We start from the raw sequence: 23779 nt of genomic DNA, 5'->3' as shown, positions 1-23779 counted from the left end.
CGAAGCGGCTTAGAACAGGCTGTTCGCGGCGGCGAGCGTCCAGGCGGTCAGCGCCGGGATCAGCAGATAGCCGAGCGGCGAGATGATGACCGCCGCCACCGCGATCAAGCCGCCCTCCACCGCGTCACCGCGGCCATAGGGCGCCGCGGGTTCGTCGAAGTACATCGTCTTGACGATGCGCAGGTAGTAATAAGCGCCGATCACGCTCATCGCGATGCCGACCACCGCCAGCGGGAACAGCCCCGCCTCGACCGCGGCATAGAAGACTGCGAACTTGGCGTAGAAGCCGAACAGCGGCGGAATGCCGGCCAGCGAGAACATGAACATCGCCAGCGCCGCCGCCAGACCGGGGCGCGACCGCGACAGCCCCGCCAGGCTCGCGATCGTCTCGACCGGCTGACCGTCCTCGTCGCGCATCTGCAACACCACCAGGAAGCTGCCCAGCGTCATGACGATATAGATCGCCATATACGTCATCACCGACGCGACGCCCTCCGGCGTACCCGCGGCAAGGCCGATCAGCGCGAAGCCGACGTTGTTGATCGACGAATAGGCGAGCAGCCGCTTGATGTTCTGCTGCCCGATCGCGGCGACCGCGCCGAGCAGGATCGAGGCGAGCGCGGCGAAGATCACGATCTGCCGCCACTGGTCGTGCGCCGGGCCCATCGCCTCCACCGCGACGCGCACGCCCAGCGCCATCGCCGCGACCTTGGGCGCGGACGCGAAGAAGCCGGTCACTGGGGTCGGCGCGCCTTCGTACACGTCGGGCGTCCACATGTGGAACGGCACCGCCGACATCTTGAACGCCAGCCCCGCGAACACGAACACCAGCCCGAACAGCAGCCCGATCGCCTTGCCGTTGCCGGTCAGCGGCGCGGCGGCATAGGCGCCCGCGACCTCGTCGAACAGCGTCGATCCGGTGAAGCCATAGACCAGGCTGATCCCGTACAGCAGGATGCCGGAGGCGAGCGCGCCGAGCACGAAATACTTCAGGCCCGCCTCCGCCGAGCGCGTGTCCTGCCGCATGAAGCTGGCCAACACGTAGGCGGCGAGGCTCTGCAGCTCCAGCCCGACGTACAGCATCAGCAGGTCGGACGCGGACACCATGATCCCCATGCCGCATGCCGACAGCAGGATCAGCACCGGATATTCGGGGCGCAGGTTGTCGCCCGCAGTCCGCTTGAAGAAATCGGGCGCCATGATGATCGACACCGCCGCGGCGGCATAGATCAGCACCTTGGCGAAGGCGGCGAACGCATCGGCGCGATACATGCCGTAGAACGCCGATCCGCCCGACGACGCGGGGCCGGTCAGCGCGATGCACGCGCCCGCCAGTACCACCACCGCCGTCCACGACACCGCGCGGGTCGCGGCCGGGCCACCCCAGGCGGCGACCAGCATCAGCGCGATCGCCCCCAGCGCCAGCACCAGTTCCGGCAGGGTCATCGCAAGATTGGCGGCGTAATCCATCAGTGCGCACTCCCCGGCGCTTCATGGCCCGTGGCGGGCGTTTCGGCGTGGGCGACGGGAACGATCCCGGTGCCCTTGGTCGGGCGCGAATCCCCCGCGGGCGTCGCACGCTCGATCCGCGCCAGCAGGATCTGCGTATCCTTGCGCATCGGCGCCAGGAAGCTTTCGGGATAGACGCCCATCCACAGCACCGCCGCCGCGATCGGCACCAGCAGCCACAGCTCGCGCCCCGACAGGTCGGGCATCGCGCGCACTTCCTCGGAGGTGATCTCGCCCCACACCACGCGGCGGTACAGATACAGCATGTACGCCGCGCCCAGGATGATGCCGGTCGTGCACAGCAGCGCGATCGTGGTCGACACCTTGTACGTGCCCATCAGGCTCAGCAATTCGCCGACGAAGTTGCTGGTGCCCGGCAGCCCGATCGACGCCATCGTGAACAGCAGGAACAGGATCGCATAGCGCGGCATGTTGATCGCCAGCCCACCGTAGCGGCTGATCTCGCGCGTGTGCAGCCGGTCGTAGATGACGCCGACGCACAGGAACAGCGCGCCCGATACCAGGCCGTGGCCCAGCATCACCATCATAGCGCCCTCGATCCCCTGCGCGTTGAACGCGAACAGCCCGATCGTCACGATCGCCATGTGCGCGACCGAGGAATAGGCGATCAGCTTCTTCATGTCCGACTGCACCAGCGCGACGAGGCTGGTGTAGATCACCGCCACCGCGCTCAGCCCGAACACCAGCCAGACCAGGCTCGCCGACGCTTCCGGGAACATCGGCAGGCTGAACCGCAGGAAGCCGTAGCCGCCCAGCTTCAGCAGCACGCCCGCCAGGATCACCGACCCCGCGGTCGGCGCCTGCACGTGCGCGTCGGGCAGCCAGGTGTGGACCGGCCACATCGGCATCTTCACCGCGAACGAGGCGAAGAAGGCCAGCCACAGCCACGTCTGCACTTGCGGCGGGAAGTCGTAGTTGAGCAGCACCGGGATGCTCGTCGTCCCCGCGGTGATGCTCATGTACAGCATCGCGATGAACATCAGCAGCGAACCCAGCAGCGTGTACAGGAAGAACTTGTACGACGCATAGATGCGGTTCACCCCGCCCCAGATGCCGATGATCAGGAACATCGGGATCAGGCCGGCTTCGAAGAAGATGTAGAACAGGAACAGGTCTTGCGCCGCGAAGGTGCCGATCATCAGCACCTCGGTCAGCAGGAACGCCGCCATATATTCCGGCACGCGCTTCTCGATCGCCTGCCAGCTCGCGCCGATGCAGATCGGCATCAGGAACACCGACAGCGCGATCAGCAGCAGGGCGTAGCCGTCGATGCCCAGCGCCCAGGCGAAGCGCCCGAACACCGGCGCATATTCGACGAACTGCCACTGCGCGCCGCCGACGTCGAACGACGTCCACAGCACCACGCCCAGCGCAAGGTCGACCAGCGTCGCCGCCAGCGCGGTCCAGCGCGCGGCGGAAGCCGAAAGGAAGAGGCAGGCGATCGCGGCGACGGCCGGGATCGCGAGCATCAGCGACAGGATCGGGAACGACACGTTACTGACCCCCTCAGCCCGCGATCGCCCAGGTGATCGCGGCGGTAAGCCCGATCAGCATGACGAAGGCATAGGTATAGACATATCCGGTTTGCAGGCGGCCGGCGACCCGGCTGCCCAGTTGCACCACCCAGGCCGATCCGTTCGGCCCGAAGCGGTCGATCGTCCCTTCGTCCCCGCGGTGCCACAGCACGCGGCCGATCGCGAAGGCGGGGCGGACGAACAGGAAATTGTACAGCTCGTCGAAATACCATTTGCGCAGCAGGAACTGGTAGATCGGCTGGAACGTGTCCGCGAACTTCGCCGGGAACGACGGCGAGCGGATGTACGCGGCCCAGGCGATCAGCAGCCCGGTCAGCATCACCACCGTCGCCGACAGTTTCACGAACAGCGGCACCTCGTGCATCTCGTGCATCAGATGCTCGTTGAAGAACAAGGCGCCCTTCCAGAAGCCGCCCGCGGTTTCCGGGTCGATGAAGAAGCCGTGGAACACGAACCCGGCCGCGACCGCGCCGACCGACAGCAGGATCAGCGGGATCAGCATCACCAGCGGGCTTTCGTGCGGGTGATAGCCGCCGGTACCCTTCGGCATCTCGTTGAAACCGCGCGCGTCGACGTGCGGCGCATGGCCGGCATCTTCCTGCGCCGCGACGCCGTGATGCGCCTCGGCGGCATGGTCGTCATGGCCGTTCGCGTGCCCGTCAGGCGCATGGGCATGGTCGTCATGCGCGTGCGCGTGGTCGTCGTGGCCATGGCCATGCGCGTCGTGGATCGCATGCTGGATATGCTCCGACGCCGCCCAGCGCGGTTCACCCCAGAAGGTCAGGAACATCAGCCGCCACGAGTAGAAGCTGGTCAGCAGCGCCGCGAACACGCCGACCATCGACGCCACCGGCGCGCCGCCCGCCCAGGCCACCTCGATGATCGCGTCCTTCGAATGATAGCCCGCGAACCCGCCGATGCCGTAGATGCCGACTCCGGTGATCGCCAGCGTGCCGAGCAGCATCGCCCAGAAGGTGACCGGGATCGCCTTCCGCAGCCCGCCGTAATAGCGCATGTCCTGTTCGTGGTGCATCGCATGGATGACGGAGCCGGCACCCAGGAACAGCAGCGCCTTGAAGAAGGCATGCGTGAACAGGTGGAACATCGCCGCGCCATAGGCGCCGACGCCCGCAGCGAAGAACATATAGCCCAGCTGCGAACAAGTCGAATAGGCGATCACGCGCTTGATGTCGGTCTGCGTCGTGCCGACGGTCGCGGCGAACAGGCAGGTCGCGGCGCCGATGAAGGTGATGAACCCCATCGCGGTCGGCGACATCTCGAACATCGGCGACAGGCGACACACCATGAACACGCCCGCGGTGACCATCGTCGCGGCATGGATCAGCGCCGACACCGGGGTCGGCCCCTCCATCGCGTCGGGCAACCAGGTGTGCAGCCCCAGCTGCGCCGACTTGCCCATCGCCCCGACGAACAGCAGCAGGCAGATGACGGTCATCGTATCCGCGCGGAACCACAGGAAACCGATCGTCGATCCGGCCATCGTCGGCGCGGCGGCCAGGACGGCAGGGATCGAGACGGTGTCGAACACCAGATAAGTGCCGAAGATGCCGAGCATGAAGCCCAGGTCGCCGACGCGGTTGACGACGAACGCCTTGATCGCCGCGGCATTGGCGCTCGGCTTCCTGAACCAGAAACCGATCAGCAGGTAGCTGGCCAGGCCCACGCCTTCCCAGCCGAAGAACATCTGGATCAGATTGTCCGCGGTCACCAGCATCAGCATCGCGAAGGTGAACAGCGACAGATAGGCGAAGAAGCGCGGCTGGTCCGGCTCCTCGCTCATATAGCCCCAGCTGTAGAGGTGAACGAGCGCCGAGACGCTGGTGATGACCACCAGCATGACCGCGGTCAGCGCGTCGACGCGCAGCGCCCAGGACACGTCGAACGTGCCGGAGGTCATGAAGTGCAGCACCGGCGTCACGGTCGCTTCGCTGCTGCCCGACAGGAAGCCGATGAACACCGGCCACGACAGCGCGCACGATACGAACAGCGCGCCGGTCGTCACCACCTTGGGCAGCGTCGCGCCGAACGACTTGTTGGCGAAGCCGGCGACGATCGCCGCGACCAGCGGCAGGAAGACGATGAAGAGGATCGAGGTCACGGAAATCTTACCCCTTCATCCGGCTGGGATCGTCGACCGAGATCGAGCCGCGGCCGCGGAAGAAGATGACGATGATGGCCAGGCCGATCGCGGATTCGCCCGCGGCCACGGTCAGCACGAACATCGCGAACACCTGCCCCACGAGGTCCTGCAACGCGGCGGAAAAGGCGACGAGGTTGATGTTCACCGCCAGCAGGATCAGCTCGATCGCCATCAGGATGACGATGATGTTCTTGCGGTTGAGGAAGATGCCCAGCACGCCCATCGTGAACAGCAATGCCGCCACGACGAGGTAATGGATCAGGCCGACGCCACCCGTCACAGCTGTACCCCCTGGCCCACGTCGGGCTTCATGTTGCGTGTCGCATCCTGCGGACGCCGCGCGATCTGCCGCGCGATATTCTGGTAGCGCGCGCCCGACCGTTCGCGATGCGTCAGCACGATCGCGCCGATCATCGCGACCAGCAGCACCAGACCGGCACCCTCGAACACGAACAGGTAGCGCGAGTACAAGAGGTTGCCGATCTGGACGATATTCGGCACCGTCGCCTCGCTGGGCGCGGCGCGGCGCGCCAGGTCGATCCCGCCGGCGCTCCACGCGAACACGCCGATCAGGATCTCGCACACCAGCGCCACCGCCAGCACCAGCCCGATCCCGAAATAGCGGACGAATCCGGCGCGCAGCTCGGCGAAGTCGATGTCCAGCATCATCACGACGAACAGGAACAGCACCGCGACCGCGCCGACATAGACGATCACCAGCAGCATCGCGATGAACTCGGCGCCGACCAGCACCATCAGGCCGGCGGCGTTGAAGAACGCCAGGATCAGCCACAGCACCGAATGCACCGGGTTGCGCGACGAAATCGTCATCGCACCGGAAATCAGCACCACGGCGGCGAACAGATAGAAGGCGATGGCCTGGATCACCGAACCAGCTCCGTCACCCCAGCGCAGGCTGGGGTCTTTGGCGAAAAGGATGCGCCCCTGCGGCACGAGGCCGCAGCTTTCGCTGCGGCGACAGTTGAGAGAATCATGTCGGCCCCCGAACCCACGCGAGCGCCTACCGGTACGGCGCGTCGGCGGCAAGGTTCGCCGCGATCGCGCTTTCCCAGCGGTCGCCGTTGTCGAGCAGCTTGGCCTTGTCGTAGATCAGCTCCTCACGCGTCTCGGTCGCGAAATCCAGGTTCGGCCCCTCGACGATCGCATCGACCGGACACGCTTCCTGGCACAGGCCGCAATAGATGCACTTGGTCATGTCGATGTCGTAGCGCGTCGTGCGGCGGCTGCCGTCGTCGCGCGGCTCGGCCTCGATCGTGATCGCCTGCGCCGGGCACACCGCCTCGCACAGCTTGCACGCGATGCAGCGTTCCTCGCCGTTCGGATAGCGGCGCAGCGCATGTTCGCCGCGGAAACGCGGGGACAGCGGGTTCTTCTCGAACGGATAGTTAATCGTCGCCTTCGGCTTGAAGAAATACTTCAGCGTCAGCGCATGCGCCTTCACGAACTCCCAGAGCGTGAACGCCTTGATCGTCTGCGCGATACCCATCTTACACTCCCACGCGCATCAACATGAGGACGCCGGACACCAGGAACACCCAGAACAGCGACAGCGGCAGGAACACCTTCCACCCCAGCCGCATCAGCTGGTCGTAGCGGTAGCGCGGCACCGTCGCCTTGATCCACGAGAACACGAAGAAGAAGAACAGAATCTTCGCGAACAGCCAGATGATCCCCGGCACGACGTACAGCGGCGCCCAGTCGAACGGCGGCAGGTATCCGCCCCAGAACAACGTCGCGTTCAGGGCGCACATCAGCAGCACGTTGGCATATTCGCCCAGCCAGTAGAGCGCGAACGCCATCGACGAATATTCGGTCTGGTACCCCGCGACCAGTTCGCTCTCCGCCTCGGTCAGGTCGAACGGCGCGCGCTGCGTCTCCGCCAGCGCGGAGATCAGGAACACCACCGCCATCGGGAACAGCAGCGGGTTGAAGCCGAAGCCGTTGACGAAGCCGTACAGCCCCTTCTGCGCCTCGACGATCGCGGTCAGGTTGAACGATCCCGCCCACATCACCACCGAGATGATGACGAAGCCGATCGCGACCTCATAGCTGACCATCTGCGCCGCCGCGCGGATCGCCGAGAAGAACGGATATTTGGAGTTCGACGCCCAGCCCGCCAGGATGATGCCGTACACCCCCAGCGACGAGGCCGCGAGGACGTACAGCAGCCCGACGTTGATGTCGGCCAGCACGACGCCGACCTGGAACGGCACCACCGCCCACACGATCAGCGCGACCGTGAAGGTGATGATCGGCGCCAGCAGAAACAGCGCCTTGTTCGACGCGGCCGGGACGATCGTTTCCTGAAGGAACACCTTCAGCCCGTCCGCGAACGACTGGAGCAGCCCGAACGGGCCGACCACGTTCGGCCCGCGGCGCAGCGCCATCGCCGCCCAGATCTTGCGATCGGCATAGATGATCATCGCGACCGCCAGCATCAGCGGCAGCGCGATCAGCAGGATGCCGATGATCGTCGCCAGGAACCAGGCGAAGCCATAGGGCAGCCCGACGGTGGTATTGAAGAACGCGGTCACTCCGCTGCCTCCGCGAACGTCTCACCATGGATCAGTTCCGCCGAACACCGCTGCATCGTCGGCGACGCGCGGCAGATCGCGTTTGTGAGGTAGAAGTCCTTGATCGGATAGCCCTGCATCACGCCCTCGGCGGTGGTCGACAGCGACGGCACGCTCCACGGGAAGGTGACGAGGCCCGGTTCGGCCAGGTCGGCGCAGTCCAGCGCCATCGCCGCGCGCAATTCGCCCAGCGTGTCGAACGCCAGCGTCTTGCCCATCCGCTCCGACAGCGCGCGGAAGATCGTCCAGTCCTCGCGCGCGTCGCCCGGCGGGAACACCGCGCGCTCGCCGCGCTGGACGCGCCCTTCCAGATTGACCCAGGTACCCGACTTCTCGGCATAGCTGGCGCCGGGCAGGATCACGTCGGCATGGTGCGCGCCCTTGTCGCCGTGATGGCCGACATAGACCTTGAACCCGCCGAACGCGCCGAAATCGCACTCGTCCGCGCCCAGGAAGAACGTCAGCTTCGCGTCATACAGCGCGGAAATCCCCGACTTCTGCGCATAGCCGAGCATCAGCCCGCCCATCCGGCTGGCAGCCATGTGGACGATGTTGAAGCCGTTCCAGTCCTCCTTGACGAGGCCCAGCGTATCGACCAGCGCCAGCGCCGCGCCATGCGCGCCCTTCAGCGCGCCGCCGCCGACGATCACCATCGGCCGCTCGGCCTTGCCGAACGCCTCGGTCACCGCGTCCGGCAGCGCGCCCAGCACCGACAGGTCGGCGCCCAGCCACTCGACCTTGTAGGTCAGGTCCGTCTCCGGCCCGACGGCGAACACCTTCGCGCCCTTCTTGATCGCCTTGCGGATGCGCGTGTTCACCAGCGGCGCTTCCCAGCGCAGGTTGGTGCCCACCAGCAGGATCGCGTCGGCGCGCTCGGTGCCCGCGATCGTGGTGTTGAAGTTCACCGCCGCCAGGCTGGACGTGTCATAGTCCATGCCGGTCTGCCGCCCTTCGAGCAGCGTCGAGCCGAATTCCTTCAGCAGCGCCTTCGCCGCGAACATCGTCTCGCAATCGACGAGGTCGCCCGCGACCGCCGCGATGCTGCCGGCGTGATCGACCGCCGCGATCGCCGCGAACGCCTCGTCCCAGGTCGTCGGCACCAGCTTGCCGTTGCGGCGCACATAGGGCCGGTCGAGCCGCCGACGCACGAGTCCGTCGACCGCGTGGCGGGTCTTGTCGCTGGCCCATTCCTCGTTCACGTCGTCGTTGACGCGCGGCACGCAGCGCAACACCTGCCGCCCGCGGCTGTCGAGGCGGATGTTGGTGCCCACCGCGTCCATGACGTCGATCGACAGCGTCTTCTTCAGCTCCCACGGCCGCGCTTCGAACGCATAGGGCTTACTGGTCAGCGCACCGACCGGGCACAGGTCGACGACATTGCCCGACAGTTCGGACGTGACCGCTTCCTCCAGATAGGAGGTGATCTGCATGTTCTCGCCGCGATAGATCGCGCCGATCTCCTCCACGCCCGCCACTTCCTCCGCGAAGCGGATGCAGCGCGTGCACTGGATGCAGCGGGTCATGACCGTCTTGACGATCGGCCCCATGTACTTCTCGGTCACCGCGCGCTTGTTCTCGGCGAAGCGCGAATGGCCACGGCCATAGGCGACCGACTGGTCCTGCAGGTCGCATTCGCCGCCCTGGTCGCAGATCGGGCAGTCGAGCGGATGGTTGATGAGCAGGAATTCCATGATGCCCTCGCGGGCATGCTTCACCATCGGCGTGTTGGTGAAGATCTCCTGGTTCTCCGCCGCCGGCAGCGCGCACGACGCCTGCGGCTTGGGCGGCCCGGGCTTCACCTCCACCAGGCACATGCGGCAATTGCCGGCGATCGACAGCCGCTCGTGATAGCAGAAGCGCGGGATTTCCTTCCCAGCGGCCTCGCACGCCTGAAGCACGGTGGCGCCCGCGGGCACCTCGACCTCGATACCGTCGACTTTGACCTTGGGCATTATTCGGCAGCTTCCTGCATGGGGGAAAGGTCTCCCCCCCGTTCCTTGATGCGGCGTTCCAGTTCCGGGCGGAAATGGCGGATCAGCCCCTGGATCGGCCATGCCGCCGCGTCGCCCAGCGCGCAGATCGAATGACCCTCGACCTGCTTGGTGACCTGCTGGAGCATATCGATCTCGGAAATGTCCGCATCGCCGGTGCGCAGCCGCTCCATAACGCGCCACATCCAGCCGGTGCCCTCGCGGCACGGCGTGCACTGGCCGCAGCTCTCGTGCTTGTAGAAGTAGCTCAGCCGGGCGATCGCGCGGACCACGTCGCTCGACTTGTCCATGACGATCACCGCCGCGGTGCCCAGCCCCGATCCGACCGCCTTCAGCCCGTCGAAATCCATCGGCGCGTCGATGATGTCCTTCGCGGGCACCAGCGGCACCGACGATCCGCCCGGGATCACCGCCAGCAGATTGGCCCACCCGCCGCGGATGCCGCCGCAATGCTTCTCGATCAGTTCGCGGAACGGGATGCTCATCGCTTCCTCGACCACGCACGGCGTGTTCACATGTCCGCTGATCTGGAACAGCTTGGTGCCGCGGTTGTTCTCCGCGCCGAAGCTGGCGAACCATTCCGCGCCGCGCCGCAGGATCGTCGGCGCGACCGCGATCGATTCGACGTTGTTGACCGTCGTCGGGCAGCCGTACAGGCCGGCGCCGGCCGGGAACGGCGGCTTCAGCCGCGGCTGGCCCTTCTTGCCCTCCAGGCTTTCGAGCATCGCGGTCTCTTCGCCGCAGATGTACGCGCCCGCGCCCCGGTGGACGAACACGTCGAAGTCATAGCCGGAGCCGCAGGCGTTCTTGCCCACCAGCCCCTTGTCATACGCCTCGGCCACCGCCGCGAACAACGTCTCGGCCTCGCGGATATATTCACCGCGAATGTAGATATAGGCCGCCCGCGCGCGCATCGCGAAGCCCGCGACCAGCGCGCCCTCGATCAGCTTGTGCGGATCGTGGCGGATGATCTCGCGATCCTTGCACGAACCCGGCTCGGATTCGTCGGCGTTGATGACCAGGAAGTTCGGCCGGTCCGGCTTGGGCTCCTTGGGCATGAACGACCATTTCGTGCCGGTCGGGAAGCCCGCGCCCCCGCGCCCGCGCAGCCCCGACGCCTTGATGACGTCGATGATCTCGTCCTGGCCCAGTTCCAGCAGCGCCTTGGTATTGTCCCAGTCGCCGCGCGCCATCGCCGCGTCCAGCCGCCACGACTGATAGCCGTACAGGTTGGTGAAGATGCGGTCCCTATCGAGCAGGCTCATGCCCCCACTCCCCCGGCGGCATTGCCCCATTCGCCGCGATAATCGTGGTTCTCGGTCACCATCGCGGTCAACGACGTGGCGCCGCCCTTCGGCTCGACGGTGTGGCGGCCCGGCTCCTGCGTGCCCGGCTTCGGCGTCTCGCCGCGCTCCAGCGCCTCCAGGATCGCAACCGTGCGATCGTAGTCGAGATCCTCGTAATTGTCGTCGTTGACCTGCACCATCGGGGCGCTGGCGCAATTGCCCATGCACTCCACCTCGGTCAGCGTGAACAGGCCGTCGGGGGTGGTCTTCCCCTTGATCAGGCCCTTGTTCTTGCACGCCGCGAACACGTCGTCCGACCCGCGCAGCATGCACGGCGTCGTCCCGCACACCTGCACGTGATAGCGGCCGACCGGCGCCAGGTTGAACATCGTGTAGAAGGTCGCGACCTCGTACACGCGCATGTACGGCACGCCGATGTAGCGCGCGACATATTCGATCACCGGGACCGGCAGCCAGCCTTGCGTCTGCGTTTCGGCACCGACCTGCCGCTGGGCGAGGTCGAGCAGCGGGATCGACCCGGATTGCTCGCGGCCCGCGGGATAGCGCGACAGCACTTCCTTGGCCTTGCGCTCGTTTTCCTCGGTCCAGGCGAACGCGCCCCAGCGCGCGCGCACCTCGGCCTCGTCGGGGATGATGGCGGCATCGGCCATTATCGGATGAACTCCACGCGCGACACCTTGTCGCCCTCGAACGAATAGATGGACATGACCTCGAACGCCTCGCCGCCCGGCGCGCGCTCGACCTTCTCGTGCAGCAGCACGGTCTCGCCCAGCGCATAATCGGCGACGATCTCGGCGCGGTTCTGCGGATATTGCGCGAACATCGCCGCCAGCCCCGACCTTACGCCTTCACGCCCATCGCGCAGCACCGCCCCGCGATAGCCTGCCTCGCACGCATCCTCGGTCATCAGCGCGACATAGGCGTCGGTGTCCTGCGCGTTGTAATGCGCGATCATCTCGCGCGCGATCGCCACGCGATCGGCCTTGCCCGCCGCGCTCACCGGTCGCACTCCCCGAACACGATATCCATCGCACCCAGGATGGCGGTGGTATCGGCCAGCATATGCCCGCGGCTCATGAAGTCCATCGCCTGCAGATGGCTGAACGCGGTCGGGCGGATCTTGCAACGGTACGGCTTGTTGCTGCCGTCGCTGACCAGATAGACGCCGAACTCGCCCTTGGGGCTTTCGGTCGCGACATACACTTCGCCCGCCGGGACGTGATAGCCCTCGGTATACAGCTTGAAGTGATGGATCAGCGCCTCCATCGAGCTTTTCATCTCCGCGCGCTTGGGCGGCACCACCTTGCGGTCGAGCGAGGCGATCGGCCCTTCCGGCATCTCGTTCAGGCACTGGCGCATGATGCGCGCCGACTGGCGCACTTCCTCGACGCGGACCATGAACCGGTCGTAGCAGTCGCCGCGCGTGCCCACCGGCACCTCGAAGTCCATCTTCGCATAGACGTCATAGGGCTGCGACTTGCGCAGGTCCCACGGCACGCCCGCCGCGCGGATCATCGGGCCGGAGAAGCCCCAAGCGATCGCATCCTCGCGGCTGACGGTGGCGATATCGACGTTGCGCTGTTTGAAGATGCGGTTGTCCGCGACCAGGCTGATCGCATCCTCGAACAGCCGCGGCAGTCGCGTGTCGAGCCAGTCGCCGATATCGGTCAACAGCTTCAGCGGCACGTCCTGGTGGACGCCGCCGGGGCGCAGGTAATTGTGGTGCATCCGGGCGCCCGACGCGCGCTCCAGAAAGCCCATGCAATCCTCGCGGATCTCGAACAGCCACAGGTTCGGCGTCATCGCGCCGACGTCCATCACATGCGACCCCAGGTTCAGCATGTGATTGCAGATGCGCGTCAGCTCGGCGAAGAACACGCGCAGATATTGCGCGCGGACGGGCACCTCCAGGTCGAGCAGCTTCTCGATCGCCAGGACGAAGCTGTGCTCCATGCACAGCGGCGAGCAGTAATCGAGGCGGTCGAAGTAGGGGATCGCCTGCGCATAGGTCTTGTATTCGATCAGCTTCTCGGTGCCGCGGTGCAGCAACCCGACGTGCGGGTCGATCCGCTCGACAATCTCGCCGTCCAGCTCCATCACCAGCCGCAGCACGCCGTGCGCGGCCGGGTGCTGCGGACCGAAGTTGATCGTATAGTTCTGGATCGCGACGTCGCCCGCTTCCGGGTGGTCGGCGTCGGTCACATGCGCGATCTTCGCCAGCGCCGGGTCGATCGCGTGCTCGTTCTGGGTCAGCGTCTCGCTCATTGGTTCTGCCCCTGCCCCTTGGTCGGCACGACGTCGGGGTCGGCCGGCTTGGGCGCTCCTTCGGACTCGCTGCGGCCCGCGCCGGTCTGCGCGGTGCTCTGCGCATCCTTCTTGGCATAGGGCTGGCTGGGCGCTTCCGGGGCCGCCTTGGCGGCCTGCGCCGCATCGGCCTTCTGCACCTCGGTCGCGGTCACCGGCGAGGGCGCACCCTTCGCCTCAGGCAGCTTGGCCTTCTCGTCGCCCGGCAGCACATATTCGGCGCCTTCCCACGGGCTCATGAAGTCGAAGGTGCGGAAATCCTGTGCCAGCTTCACCGGTTCGTACACGACGCGCTTCTGTTCCTCGGAATAGCGCAGCTCGGTATAGCCGGTCAGCGGGAAGTCCTTGCGGAACGGATGCCCGCGAAAGCCGTAATCGGTCAGGATGCGGCGCAGGTCGCGGTTCCCCGCGAACAGCACGCCGAACATGTCGTACACCTCGCGCTCCAGCCAGCCGGCGACCGGCCACAGCCCGGTCACCGACGGCACGGCTGCGTCCTCGGTCGCCGGGACATGGACGTGCAGGCGGTGATTGCGCGTCAGCGACAACAGGCAATAGACGACCTCGAACCGCTCCGCGCGATCCGGATAGTCGACGCCCGCGATCTCCATCAGCTGCTGATATTCCAGTCCCGGCGTGTCGCGCAGCGCGGTCATCGCGGCGACCAGCCCGTCGCGGGTCACGTGCAGCTGCACCTCGCCCGCCACCTCGACCGCATCGGTCAGCGCCGCGCCGATCGCGCCGCGCGCGGCCTCGATCGTCGCCTCGTTCAGGCTCGCGGCCCAGGCGGGTGCCGGCGCCCTCACCGTTCGATGCTCCCGGCGCGGCGGATCTTCCGCTGCAGCTGCATCACGCCGTACAACAGCGCCTCGGCGGTCGGCGGGCAGCCGGGGACGTAGATGTCGACCGGCACGATCCGGTCGCACCCGCGCACGACGCTGTAGCTATAGTGATAATAGCCGCCGCCATTGGCGCACGACCCCATCGAGATCACGTATTTCGGCTCGGACATCTGGTCGTACACGCGGCGCAGCGCGGGCGCCATCTTGTTGCACAGCGTGCCCGCGACGATCATCACGTCCGACTGGCGCGGCGACGCGCGCGGCGCGGCGCCGAACCGCTCCATGTCATAGCGCGGCATGTTGACGTGGATCATCTCGACGGCGCAGCACGCCAGCCCGAACGTCATCCACCACAGCGATCCGGTGCGCGCCCACTGGAACAGCTCCTCGGTGGAGGTGACCAGGAACCCCTTGTCGGTCAGCTCGCCGTTCAGGCCGTCGAAGAACGCCTGGTCGGGGGCGATCACGCCCTGCCCCGACGGCTGGTGGGCCAGTTCTACTCCCATTCCAGCGCTCCCTTCTTCCACGCATACACCAGGCCGAGCGCCAGCTCGGCAATGAAGATCATCATGCTGATCCACGCGGTCCAGCCCAGCGTGAAGACGCTGACCGCCCACGGATACAGGAACGCCGCTTCCAGATCGAAGATGATGAACAGGATCGCGACGAGATAGAATCGCACGTCGAACTGCGACCGGCTGTCCTCGAATGCGGGGAAGCCGCATTCATACTCGGCCAGCTTCTCCGGCGTCGGCTTCGACGCACCGGTCAGCTTCGCGACCGCCATCGGCAGGAACACGAACGCCGACGACAGCGCCAGCGCCACCCCCAGGAACAGGAGGATCGGAAGATATTGCGACAGATCGACCACTATAGGCTCTCTCGTGGCTTCTCTCGCAGATGCGAGAAAGGACGGGGACGCTTTAGGACGCCGCCCGTGGAGGGGCAAGGCCGCGAACCGTGAGAATGAATCGCAGGAAGCCGGCCCCGGCGCGCGCCGGGGCCACGCGGATCACCGCAACGCCTGCGCCACCATCTTGTGCAGCTTCGAATGCATCGCGTCGTTGGCGGCGAGGAATTCGTTGCGCTCGATCGCGCGGTCGCCGCCGCGGAAATCGGTGACGAAGCCGCCGGCTTCCTTCACCAGCAGCATTCCCGCCGCGACGTCCCAGATCTTGAGGTCGCTTTCCCAGAATCCGTCGAACCGCCCGGCCGCGACCCACGCCAGGTCCAGCGCCGCCGCGCCCAGCCGGCGGATGCCCGCCACCTGCGGCGCCACCGCGCCGAAGATGCGCGTCCATTGCGCGAAGTCGCCATGCCCCATGAACGGGATGCCGGTGGCGATCAGCGCCTCCGACGGCTCGCGCCGCGACGATACGCGCAGCCGCTGGTCCTGCAACCATGCGCCGCGGCCCTTCTCGGCCCAGAAGCTTTCGTCGGTCAGCGGCTGGTAGACCAGCGCGGTCGTGATCTCGCGCTTGCCGTTGGGCATCGGCTCCTCGACCGCGATCGAGATGCAGAAATGCGGGATGCCGTGAAGGAAGTTCGACGTGCCGTCGAGCGGATCGACGATAAAGCGCGGCTTGCTGGGGTCGCCCTCTACATTGCCGCGCTCCTCCATCACAAAGCCCCAGTCGGGCCGCGCCTTGGACAGTTCCTCGTACAGCGTCTGCTCGGCGCGCTGGTCGGCCTGGCTGACGAAGTCCGCCGGCCCCTTGCGGCTGACTTGGAGGTTCTGGACCTCGTTGAAGTCGCGGCGCAGGCGCGGCGCGGCCTTGCGCGCCGCGCGTTCGATGACGGTGAACAGGCCGGAATGGGATGGCATATCAATTCCTTCTCCCTCTCCCCAGCGGGGAGAGGGTCGGGGAGAGGGGCAGTCGTCGACGGCATACCCGCCCCGCAGACGACATCTACTTCATTCGCTCTTCCGTGGAGGAGCAAGCTTATATCCACGCCCGCCGCGGGCAAAGCCCGCGCCGTCAGTCGCGCCACGCGCGCTGGCCGGGCCGGCGGATCGGACAGATAGCGCCGCTATCTGACTCGTCCGCCCGGCCTCAGTCCGCGCGGCGGACGTAGGTCTGTTCGTACACGTCGACGACGATCCGCGTCCCGCTGGCGATATGCGGCGGCACCATCACGCGCACGCCATTGTCGAGCACCGCGGGCTTGTAGCTGGACGAGGCGGTCTGCCCCTTCACCACCGCATCGGCCTCGACGATCGTCGCCTCGATCGTGTCGGGCAGCTGCACGCTGATGGCTTCCTCGTCATAGAGTTCCATCACCACGTCCATCCCGTCCTGCAGGAAGGCGGCGGCATCGCCCAGCAGGTCGCGCGGCAGCGTCACCTGGTCATAGGTTTCCTTGTCCATGAAGACCAGGCTGTCGCCCTCGGCGAACAGGAACTGGAAATCCTTGGTGTCCAGCCGGACGCGCTCGACCGTCTCGGCGGAGCGGAAGCGGACATTGTTCTTGCGGCCGTCGCGCAGGTTCTTCAGCTCGACCTGCATGTACGCGCCGCCCTTGCCGGGCTGGGTGTGCTGGATCTTGACCGCGCGCCAGATGCCGCCTTCGTATTCGATGATGTTGCCGGGACGGATGTCCACGCCGCTGATCTTCATGGGGCTTCGCCTATGGAAAAGAGCTGGACCGCGCGGGGGGACGCCCGGCGGCCGGGTGGCGGCGATCTAGCGAAGGCCGCGCGATCCGGCAAGCAGCGGATAGGGGTTCACCTCCTGCCCCTGCCACCACCGCTCGCCCGGCTGCATCCGCTTGATCGAGAAATGCAGGTGCGGCGCGCCCGGATCGGCATTGCCGGTGGCGCCGACCGCCGCGATCGGCTCGCCCGCGCGCACCGCCTGACCCTCCGCCAGCCCGCGGCGGTATCCCGACAGGTGCGCGTAGTAATAGACGGTGCCGCCATCCGCGCTGCGCTGGTAGATCGTCAGCCCGCCGTCGCGGCTGTCGAATAGTTTCTCGATCCGCCCCGCCGCCGCGGCGCGTACCGGCGTGCCGACCGGCGCCATGATGTCGATGGCATGGTGCGCGCGCGCGCCGCCGCCGCGGTCCTGCCCCCAGCTGTCGGTCAGATGGTCGCGCGCGATGCCCGCGACGGGGACGAGCAGCCGCCCGCCATCCGTCGCCGCCGCCGCAGGCTCGCTCGCGACCGGCGCCGGCGCCACCACCGGCGCGCGCCCGAACGACAACAGGCTGGCAAAGCCCGCCGCCGCCAGCACGATCAGCGCCAGGATCGACCAGCCCAGCCGCGTCATGTCACGCCTGGAACAGCACCGGCGTCCCGCCCTTCACCATCAACGCCACCCGCGCGGCGTCCCAGTTGGTCAGCCGGACGCAGCCGTTCGACTGCGCGCGGCCGATCTGCTGCGGCTCGCTGGTGCCGTGGATGCCGTAATGCTCCTTGCTCAGGTCGATCCACACCACGCCGACCGGGTTGTTCGGCCCCGGCGGGATGATCTGCGCCTGCTTGTCGTCGCTGACGCCCTTCAGGATCTTCGGATTCATCTTCCAGTCGGGATTGGGCGAAACGTGCAGCACCTTCCAGTTGCCCAGCGGCAGCGGGTCGCGCGACGATCCGATCGTCGCGGTATATTGCCCGATCAGCCGCCCCTGCCCGTCCAGCACGCGCAAAACGCCGTCGGACTTGTCGACGACGATCTTCGCTGCCTGCGGCACCTTCGCCTCGACGTTGAGCGACGCGAGCGTCGCGCGCCACGCCGGCGTCGCGTCCGCCGGATAGGCGCGCGAGGTCGGGAAGGTATTGGGCACGGTGATCTTCGTCCCCGGCGCGATGGTCGTCACGCCGGGATTGAGCTCCGCCAGCACCTGCGGCGTGGTGTGGAACCGTTCGGCCAGCTTTTCCAGCGGGCGGCGGTACGCCATCGACGGCAGCTTGGCCTGCTCGGCATAGTCCTTGGGGATGACGGGCACGTAAGGGCCGCGCATCCCGTCACGGTCCAGCGTCACCTCGATCGTCGGGCGCACCCCGGCATAAGGGCGCAGCGCCGCCAGCGTCGCGGCATCCGGCGTGCCGGTGACACGCAGCCCGCGGCTTTCCTGAAACCCCTTGATCGCGTTGGTCAGCGACGTGCCCCCGCGCCCGTCGAGGATGCCGGGGCCGAACCCCAGTTTGTCGAGCACCACCTGCATTCGCAGCACCGCGGGGTCGAGCGACGCGCCGGCGGGGGAGCGTCCGGTCTGCGCCGCGACGGGCGCGGTGGCAAGGATCAGGGCGGCGGCGACGATACGCTTCACGGGCACCTCTCGTATTTCGGTGCCGAAACAACGCAGTTGGACGCATCCGGGTCCGTCGCGATTACGTCGCCCGGCCCTCCAGCACCGCCGCGAACGCCTTGACCGCCGCGGCTTCGTCGCCGCCCCAGATCGCATGGCTGGCCGCGATGAAGTCCGCCCCCGCCGCGACCAGCGGCGCGGCATTGCCCGGCGTGATCCCGCCGATCGCGACGCTCGGCAGTTCGAACAGCGCGCTCCACCACGACAGGATCACCGGTTCCGGGCGATGCTGCACCGCCTTGGTGGTGGTGGAATAGAAGGCGCCGAACGCGACATAATCCGCGCCCGCCTCGCCCGCTTCCATCGCCAGGTGGCGGCTGTCGTGACAGGTGACGCCGATCTGCACCTCCGGCCCCAGCACCCCGCGCGCCTCGCGCGCATCGCCGTCGTCCTGCCCCAGGTGGACGCCGTCCGCGCCCAGCCTTTTGGCCAGGCTGACGCTGTCGTTGACGATGAACGCCACCTCACGGTCGGCGCAGATGCGCTGGAGCGGCTCGGCCAGCCGCGCCGCGCTATGCTGGTCCAGGTCCTTGACGCGGAACTGGAACGCCGCGACCGGCCCGGCATCCAGCGCGCGGGCGAGCCGGTCGGGGAAGCCGCCGCTCACATCGAGCGGCGAGACCACATACAGCTGGCACGGCGGGCGACGATCGTCGCGTTTGAAAGAAACGGCGAAATCGGGGTCGAGGGGGCCGAGGGGATCGTCGATCATGCCCCCGCGCCTAGCCGCTTCAGCGCCGCGACGAAAGCCGCCGCGTCGTCCAGCCGATGCGCGACCCGATCGTACTGCCGCCGCCCGCGGCGCAGCGGTGGCGTGCAATCGATGACGACATTCGCCTGCGCCACCAGCGCCAGGTTCAGCGTCCCCGGCTGACGGCGCGGCACCTCGTCACAGCGCACGCCGCCGATCTGCCGCCACGGGATCGTGACGGCGACCAGCCGGCCGGTCCGCAGCGTCACGCCATGATCGTCAACGGTGCTCGGCCGGGTCGTCATGCCGGCCACCCCGCGCACCGCCCAGATCAGCATGCCCGCCGACGCCAGCGACAGCACCGCCGCCACGCGCGGCCACCACCACGCCAGCAACAGATGCGTCACCGCCGCCTCGATCGCGCACAGCACCAGCAGCGCCCACAGCATCGGCGCGATGCCCCGTCGGCTGGAAAAGCTGCCATGGTCCGCCCGCCCGCTCATCCGAGAAGCGTAGCGCGGATCGCGCGGCGCGACAAAGCACCCCGCGCGATGACCTGCCGCGCCGCTGGCGGGCGGCTTATTCCTCGCCCTTGTAGATCGACACCAGCTTGTCGAGCATCGCGAGCGCCTCGCCACGCTCGCGCTGGAAGGTGTTGCGGCCGATGATCGAGCCGTTGCCCCCGCCGTCGCGGATGTCGCGCGCGTCCTGGTACACCGCGTCGGCACCCTTGGCCGCCCCGCCCGAGAACACCACGATCCGCCGCCCCGCGAAGCTCGACTGGACGACATGGCGCACGCGGTCGGACTGCTTCGACCAGTCGGTGCCCTCGTAGCTCTTCTGCGCGTCCTTCTGCTCGATATGCGCGCTCGGCAGCTTCACCTTGATGATGTGTGCGCCCAGCAGCGCGGCCATGTGCGCGGCATAGGCGCCGACGTCGAGCGCCAGTTCGCCATCCTTGCTCAGCTTGCCGCCGCGCGGATAGCTCCAGATCACGGTGGCCAGCCCGGCCGCGGCGGCTTCCTCGCGCAGCGCGCGGATCTGCTCCATCGCGGCGAAGATATCGTCCGACCCGGGATAGATGGTGAAGCCGATCGCGGCGCAGCCCAGCCGCAGCGCGTCCTCGACGCTGCCGGTCTGCGCCTGCGCGATCTGCGTCGCCCAGCTGTTCGAGCTGTTGACCTTCAGGATCGTCGGGATCTGCCCCGCGAACGTGTCGGCGCCCGCCTCCAGCATCCCCAGCGGCGCCGCATAGGCCGACAGGCCGGCGTCGATCGCCAGCTGATAGTGATAGTGCGGGTCATAGGCCGGCGGATTGACCGCGAAGCTGCGCGCCGGGCCGTGCTCGAACCCCTGGTCGACCGGCAGGATGATGAGCTTGCCCGTGCCGCCCAGCTTCCCCTGCATCAGGATGCGCGCCAGATTGGCTTTCACCGCCGGGCTGGTGGCTTCGTATTTGTCCAGAATCGACTTGACGATCGGCGTCATGTTTATTCCCTATCTGTTTGATTACAAAGCTAACCAGCGGCGCAATGCCTGATCCACCTGCTCCATGCGGGTGGCGGAGGCATGGCCGATGACCTTGACGATGCGATGACGGCGGATGCTGGTGATGCGATCCACCTGCACCTCGCACTCCACCGGCAGCCCGGTATGTTCCTGCGGAGAGATGGCAACGCGGAACAGCGCCTCGCCCCCCACCACCGTCGTCAGCGGGCATACGGTGACCGTCGCATGGGTTTCGTTGAACAGATCGGCCTGCACCACCACGCAGGCGCGCGGCGTGCCGTCGATCCCCTCCGGCGCATCGACCATCACGATCGCGCCATGCTGGATCACCGGGCCGCTGCCGGTGGCCGTCACGGCAGCGTCCGCCACCTCCGTCACCGCCACGCCGCATCCTCCGATTCGGCACGTTCCCAGAACGCATAGTCGCCCGCGGTGTCGCGCCGCGACGCGCGCGTCGACTGGCGCCGTGCCTCGCGCCGGAACGCCTCGTCGTGCAGCTCGACGTAGCGGCGCACGGCTTCGCGTGCGATGTCGCTCTTGCTGCGCCCCTGCGTGCGTGCGACCGCGGCCAGCCGTTCCTCCAGTTCGGTATCGAGCCTGACGCCCAGCAACATGCTTCTCCGTTTAACGCGTTTAACGTAGAGGCTTGGCCGGAACGACGCAACCGGCTTTTGACATGGGCCGTCCCGTCATCGCACGCTTCGCGGCGGGGGGACTGACGTCATGACGATTCGCACGCGCCTGCTTCCGGCGGCCGCATTGTTCGCGGCGGGCATCGCCCTCGGCCCGGCGGTCGCGCGCCCGCCGGCGGTCGGGCAGGCCGCACCGCCCTTCACGCTGACGACGATCGACGGCACGAAGATCACGTCCGACCACCTGCGCGGACAGGTGGTGATCCTCAATTACTGGGCGACCTGGTGCGCGCCGTGCCGTCAGGAACTGCCGCTGCTCGACGCCTATTACGCGCTGCAACAGCGCCACGGCCTGCGCGTGTTCGCCGCGATGACCGATGATTCGCTGCCGCTGTCGAAGATGAAGCCGCTGTTCGCCGCGCTCCACATCACGCCGGTGCGCCGGATGACCGGGCCGTATCGCGACATCACCGGCCTGCCGACGAACTACGTCATCGATCGTGCAGGACGCGTCCGTTACGCGCGGGCGGGCGCCTTCACGCTCGACGATCTCAACCGCGTCATCGTCCCGCTGCTGAACGAACCGGCGCCCGCGCCCGCCGCGCCGGCGGCATAGCGCGGGCACGCAGGCGGCTCAGTCGCGCAACAATGCCGCGACGCCGGGCAGCTCGCGCCCTTCCATCCATTCCAGGAACGCGCCGCCCGCGGTCGATACGAAGGTGAACGATTCGCCCGCACCCGCGTGGTTCAGCGCCGCAACCGTGTCGCCGCCGCCCGCCACCGACACCAGGCTGCCTTCCTTGGTCAGCGCCGCGGCGGTCCGCGCCAGCGCCACCGTGGCGGTGTCGAACGGCGCGGTCTCGAACGCGCCCAGCGGGCCGTTCCACACCAGCGTCCGGCACGTCTTGAGCACGTCGCCCAGCGCCTCGACCGCGGCGGGGCCGACGTCCAGGATCATCTCGTCCGCCGCCACTTCGTGCACGTTGACGGTGCGCGTCGGCGGGTTCGCCCTGAATTCCTTCGCGACCACCACGTCATAGGGCAAATGCACGGTGCAGCCGGCCTTGTCCGCGGCGTCCAGGATCTCCTCGGCGGTGCCGGTCAGGTCGTGCTCGCACAGGCTCTTGCCCACGTCGACTCCGCGCGCCGCCAGGAAGGTGTTGGCCATGCCGCCGCCGATGATCAGGTGATCAACCTTCGCCACCAGATGCTTGAGCACGTCCAGCTTGGTCGACACCTTTGCCCCGCCGACCACCGCGGCGACCGGATGCTCGGGCTTGCCCAGCGCCTTTTCCAGCGCGTCCAGCTCCGCCTCCATCGCGCGCCCGGCGAACGCGGGCAGCGCGTGCGCCAGTCCCTCGGTCGAGGCATGTGCGCGGTGCGCGGCGGAAAAGGCGTCGTTGACGTACAGCTCGCCCAGCGCCGCGAAGCGCGCGACCACCGCCGGATCGTTCTTCTCCTCGCCGCCGAAGAAGCGCGTGTTCTCCAGCACGCCGATATCGCCCGGCTGCATCGTCGCCACCGCGTCCGCCGCGCCTTCCCAGTCGACGTAGCGGACCGGGCGGCCCAGTACCGCTTCATACGGCTTGACGATCTGCGCCAGCGACAGCTCGGCACTCGGCACGCCCTTGGGCCGGCCGAAATGCGCCAGCACCAGCACGATCGCGCCCTGGTCGGCCAGTTCGGCGACGGTCGCGACGGTGGCGCGCAGCCGCGTGTCGTCGGTGACGCGGCCATCGGCCAGCGGCACGTTCAAATCCTCGCGCACCAGCACGCGGCGGCCCTGGACGTCGCCGATATCATCCAGCGTTCGGAACGACTTGGTCATGATTCCTCGATCCTGATTGCATCGTCGAGCGCGATCCATCCGCCCTCGACCACCATCGCGCACGCGCCGCCGCGCCAATCGGGGGTCAACGCCGCGCGCAAGCCATCGGCCAACGCCTCCATCCGCTCGCACGGATCGCATTCGCGGGTGATCTCCAGCACCACGTCGGCGCCGATCCGCAGCCGCACGCCCGGCACCCTGGGCAGGTCGATGCCGTCGACCAGCAGGTTGGCGCGCCGTTCCTGCCAGCCGATGCGATGGCCCACCTCGGCCATCGCCCCCTCCCAGTCGCCGCGCTCGATCAGCGTCACCTGCCGCCGGTAGGGCTTGCCGCGCATCGCGCCGCGGAAATCGCCGTGGATCCCGCCGTCGCGCGTCACCTCGACGCGCTCCACCAGCTCCATCGGTGCGCGCGACCGGGCGTGGCGCGCGATGCCCAGCAAGCGGCCGGTCATCGGCTATCCCGCCACAACGTCATGCCAGCGAAAGCCGGCATCTCCCCGTTACAGGGAGACCCCGGCTTCCGCCGGGGTGACGTGTCGGGCGC

27 protein-coding genes are annotated in these 23779 nt (G+C 67.5%); 1 reads left to right on the top strand and 26 read right to left on the bottom strand.

Features of this window, described 5'->3' with window-relative positions; translation table 11 throughout:
- Positions 1 to 9: 9 nt before the first annotated feature.
- The 24 genes from nuoN to COA17_RS04545 all read right to left on the bottom strand — a co-directional run bounded on the left by nuoN (position 10) and on the right by COA17_RS04545 (position 21386).
- The gene (gene nuoN / locus COA17_RS04660; RefSeq protein WP_096610398.1) at positions 10 to 1470 is read right to left on the bottom strand and encodes an NADH-quinone oxidoreductase subunit NuoN; all 1461 of its coding nucleotides are present in this window, start codon (positions 1468 to 1470) and stop codon (positions 10 to 12) included.
- Positions 1470 to 3023 carry an NADH-quinone oxidoreductase subunit M gene (locus COA17_RS04655; protein WP_281253279.1) on the bottom strand — a complete coding sequence of 518 codons (1554 nt, stop codon included), beginning with the start codon at positions 3021 to 3023 and terminating at the stop codon, positions 1470 to 1472. The genes nuoN and COA17_RS04655 overlap by 1 nt, the downstream gene beginning before the upstream one ends.
- Positions 3024 to 3036: 13 nt before the next feature.
- Complete coding sequence (gene nuoL / locus COA17_RS04650; RefSeq protein WP_096610396.1) at positions 3037 to 5184, bottom strand: NADH-quinone oxidoreductase subunit L; 2148 nt, start codon at positions 5182 to 5184, stop codon at positions 3037 to 3039.
- Positions 5185 to 5191: 7 nt separating this feature from the next.
- Complete coding sequence (gene nuoK, locus COA17_RS04645) at positions 5192 to 5506, bottom strand: NADH-quinone oxidoreductase subunit NuoK (RefSeq protein ID WP_082740649.1); 315 nt, start codon at positions 5504 to 5506, stop codon at positions 5192 to 5194.
- Positions 5503 to 6114: an NADH-quinone oxidoreductase subunit J gene (locus COA17_RS04640; protein ID WP_066486763.1), complete on the bottom strand. Its 612-nt coding sequence runs from the start codon at positions 6112 to 6114 to the stop codon at positions 5503 to 5505. Before COA17_RS04640 ends, nuoK begins: the two co-directional genes overlap by 4 nt.
- Positions 6115 to 6247: 133 nt before the next feature.
- Entirely contained in the window at positions 6248 to 6733 is a 486-nt protein-coding gene (nuoI, locus tag COA17_RS04635) for an NADH-quinone oxidoreductase subunit NuoI (RefSeq protein WP_096610394.1), read from the bottom strand.
- A 1-nt stretch (position 6734) separates the two neighbouring features.
- Positions 6735 to 7781, bottom strand: a complete 1047-nt coding sequence (gene nuoH, locus COA17_RS04630; RefSeq protein ID WP_066486739.1) for an NADH-quinone oxidoreductase subunit NuoH — start codon at positions 7779 to 7781, stop codon at positions 6735 to 6737.
- A complete protein-coding gene (gene nuoG, locus COA17_RS04625; RefSeq protein ID WP_096610392.1) occupies positions 7778 to 9772 on the bottom strand; it encodes an NADH-quinone oxidoreductase subunit NuoG in 1995 nt (664 codons plus the stop codon). Before nuoG ends, nuoH begins: the two co-directional genes overlap by 4 nt.
- The gene (gene nuoF, locus COA17_RS04620) at positions 9772 to 11076 is read right to left on the bottom strand and encodes an NADH-quinone oxidoreductase subunit NuoF (RefSeq protein ID WP_096610390.1); all 1305 of its coding nucleotides are present in this window, start codon (positions 11074 to 11076) and stop codon (positions 9772 to 9774) included. The genes nuoG and nuoF overlap by 1 nt, the downstream gene beginning before the upstream one ends.
- Positions 11073 to 11768 carry a complex I 24 kDa subunit family protein gene (locus COA17_RS04615; protein ID WP_096610388.1) on the bottom strand — a complete coding sequence of 232 codons (696 nt, stop codon included), beginning with the start codon at positions 11766 to 11768 and terminating at the stop codon, positions 11073 to 11075. Before COA17_RS04615 ends, nuoF begins: the two co-directional genes overlap by 4 nt.
- On the bottom strand, positions 11768 to 12073 hold the full coding sequence (locus COA17_RS04610) for a nuclear transport factor 2 family protein (protein ID WP_096610833.1): 306 nt from the start codon (positions 12071 to 12073) through the stop codon (positions 11768 to 11770). Before COA17_RS04610 ends, COA17_RS04615 begins: the two co-directional genes overlap by 1 nt.
- Positions 12074 to 12114: 41 nt before the next feature.
- Positions 12115 to 13383 (bottom strand): NADH-quinone oxidoreductase subunit D, encoded by a 1269-nt coding sequence (locus tag COA17_RS04605; RefSeq protein WP_066486728.1) that lies wholly within the window; start codon positions 13381 to 13383, stop codon positions 12115 to 12117.
- Positions 13380 to 14228, bottom strand: a complete 849-nt coding sequence (locus COA17_RS04600; RefSeq protein ID WP_066486727.1) for an NADH-quinone oxidoreductase subunit C — start codon at positions 14226 to 14228, stop codon at positions 13380 to 13382. Before COA17_RS04600 ends, COA17_RS04605 begins: the two co-directional genes overlap by 4 nt.
- On the bottom strand, positions 14225 to 14770 hold the full coding sequence (locus COA17_RS04595) for a NuoB/complex I 20 kDa subunit family protein (protein WP_066486725.1): 546 nt from the start codon (positions 14768 to 14770) through the stop codon (positions 14225 to 14227). Before COA17_RS04595 ends, COA17_RS04600 begins: the two co-directional genes overlap by 4 nt.
- Positions 14761 to 15135, bottom strand: a complete 375-nt coding sequence (gene ndhC / locus COA17_RS04590; RefSeq protein ID WP_066486723.1) for an NADH-quinone oxidoreductase subunit A — start codon at positions 15133 to 15135, stop codon at positions 14761 to 14763. The genes COA17_RS04595 and ndhC overlap by 10 nt, the downstream gene beginning before the upstream one ends.
- 141 nt (positions 15136 to 15276) lie before the next feature.
- On the bottom strand, positions 15277 to 16089 hold the full coding sequence (locus tag COA17_RS04585) for an inositol monophosphatase family protein (protein ID WP_066486721.1): 813 nt from the start codon (positions 16087 to 16089) through the stop codon (positions 15277 to 15279).
- Between the two features lie 229 nt (positions 16090 to 16318).
- On the bottom strand, positions 16319 to 16882 hold the full coding sequence (efp, locus tag COA17_RS04580) for an elongation factor P (RefSeq protein ID WP_066486720.1): 564 nt from the start codon (positions 16880 to 16882) through the stop codon (positions 16319 to 16321).
- A 66-nt stretch (positions 16883 to 16948) separates the two neighbouring features.
- Positions 16949 to 17533, bottom strand: a complete 585-nt coding sequence (locus COA17_RS04575; RefSeq protein WP_096610386.1) for a M23 family metallopeptidase — start codon at positions 17531 to 17533, stop codon at positions 16949 to 16951.
- Position 17534: 1 nt separating this feature from the next.
- Complete coding sequence (locus COA17_RS04570) at positions 17535 to 18533, bottom strand: L,D-transpeptidase family protein (protein WP_066486717.1); 999 nt, start codon at positions 18531 to 18533, stop codon at positions 17535 to 17537.
- A 61-nt stretch (positions 18534 to 18594) separates the two neighbouring features.
- Entirely contained in the window at positions 18595 to 19284 is a 690-nt protein-coding gene (gene thiE / locus COA17_RS04565) for a thiamine phosphate synthase (RefSeq protein ID WP_096610384.1), read from the bottom strand.
- The gene (locus tag COA17_RS04560; protein WP_066486713.1) at positions 19281 to 19766 is read right to left on the bottom strand and encodes a hypothetical protein; all 486 of its coding nucleotides are present in this window, start codon (positions 19764 to 19766) and stop codon (positions 19281 to 19283) included. Before COA17_RS04560 ends, thiE begins: the two co-directional genes overlap by 4 nt.
- 76 nt (positions 19767 to 19842) lie before the next feature.
- Entirely contained in the window at positions 19843 to 20751 is a 909-nt protein-coding gene (locus tag COA17_RS04555) for a class I fructose-bisphosphate aldolase (protein WP_066486710.1), read from the bottom strand.
- Between the two features lie 21 nt (positions 20752 to 20772).
- Positions 20773 to 21156: a type II toxin-antitoxin system PemK/MazF family toxin gene (locus COA17_RS04550; protein ID WP_245857413.1), complete on the bottom strand. Its 384-nt coding sequence runs from the start codon at positions 21154 to 21156 to the stop codon at positions 20773 to 20775.
- Complete coding sequence (locus COA17_RS04545; protein WP_066486708.1) at positions 21147 to 21386, bottom strand: ribbon-helix-helix protein, CopG family; 240 nt, start codon at positions 21384 to 21386, stop codon at positions 21147 to 21149. The genes COA17_RS04550 and COA17_RS04545 overlap by 10 nt, the downstream gene beginning before the upstream one ends.
- A gap of 109 nt (positions 21387 to 21495) precedes the next feature.
- Here COA17_RS04545 and COA17_RS04540 point away from each other — a divergent pair, with 109 nt between their 5' ends.
- Positions 21496 to 22020, top strand: coding sequence for a TlpA family protein disulfide reductase (locus tag COA17_RS04540; protein WP_096610382.1), 525 nt, complete (start codon positions 21496 to 21498; stop codon positions 22018 to 22020).
- 18 nt (positions 22021 to 22038) lie between these two features.
- Here COA17_RS04540 and COA17_RS04535 read toward each other — a convergent pair whose 3' ends face one another.
- Positions 22039 to 23232: a phosphoglycerate kinase gene (locus tag COA17_RS04535; RefSeq protein ID WP_066489143.1), complete on the bottom strand. Its 1194-nt coding sequence runs from the start codon at positions 23230 to 23232 to the stop codon at positions 22039 to 22041.
- Positions 23229 to 23687, bottom strand: coding sequence for an MOSC domain-containing protein (locus tag COA17_RS04530; RefSeq protein ID WP_066489140.1), 459 nt, complete (start codon positions 23685 to 23687; stop codon positions 23229 to 23231). The genes COA17_RS04535 and COA17_RS04530 overlap by 4 nt, the downstream gene beginning before the upstream one ends.
- Positions 23688 to 23779 lie beyond the last annotated feature (92 nt).

It is taken from the genome of Sphingomonas ginsenosidimutans, assembly GCF_002374835.1.
Taxonomy (GTDB): Bacteria; Pseudomonadota; Alphaproteobacteria; order Sphingomonadales; family Sphingomonadaceae; genus Sphingomonas; species Sphingomonas ginsenosidimutans.
The sequence above is the reverse complement of the archived record's forward strand: the minus strand, read 5'-3'. Positions and strand labels throughout refer to the sequence as shown.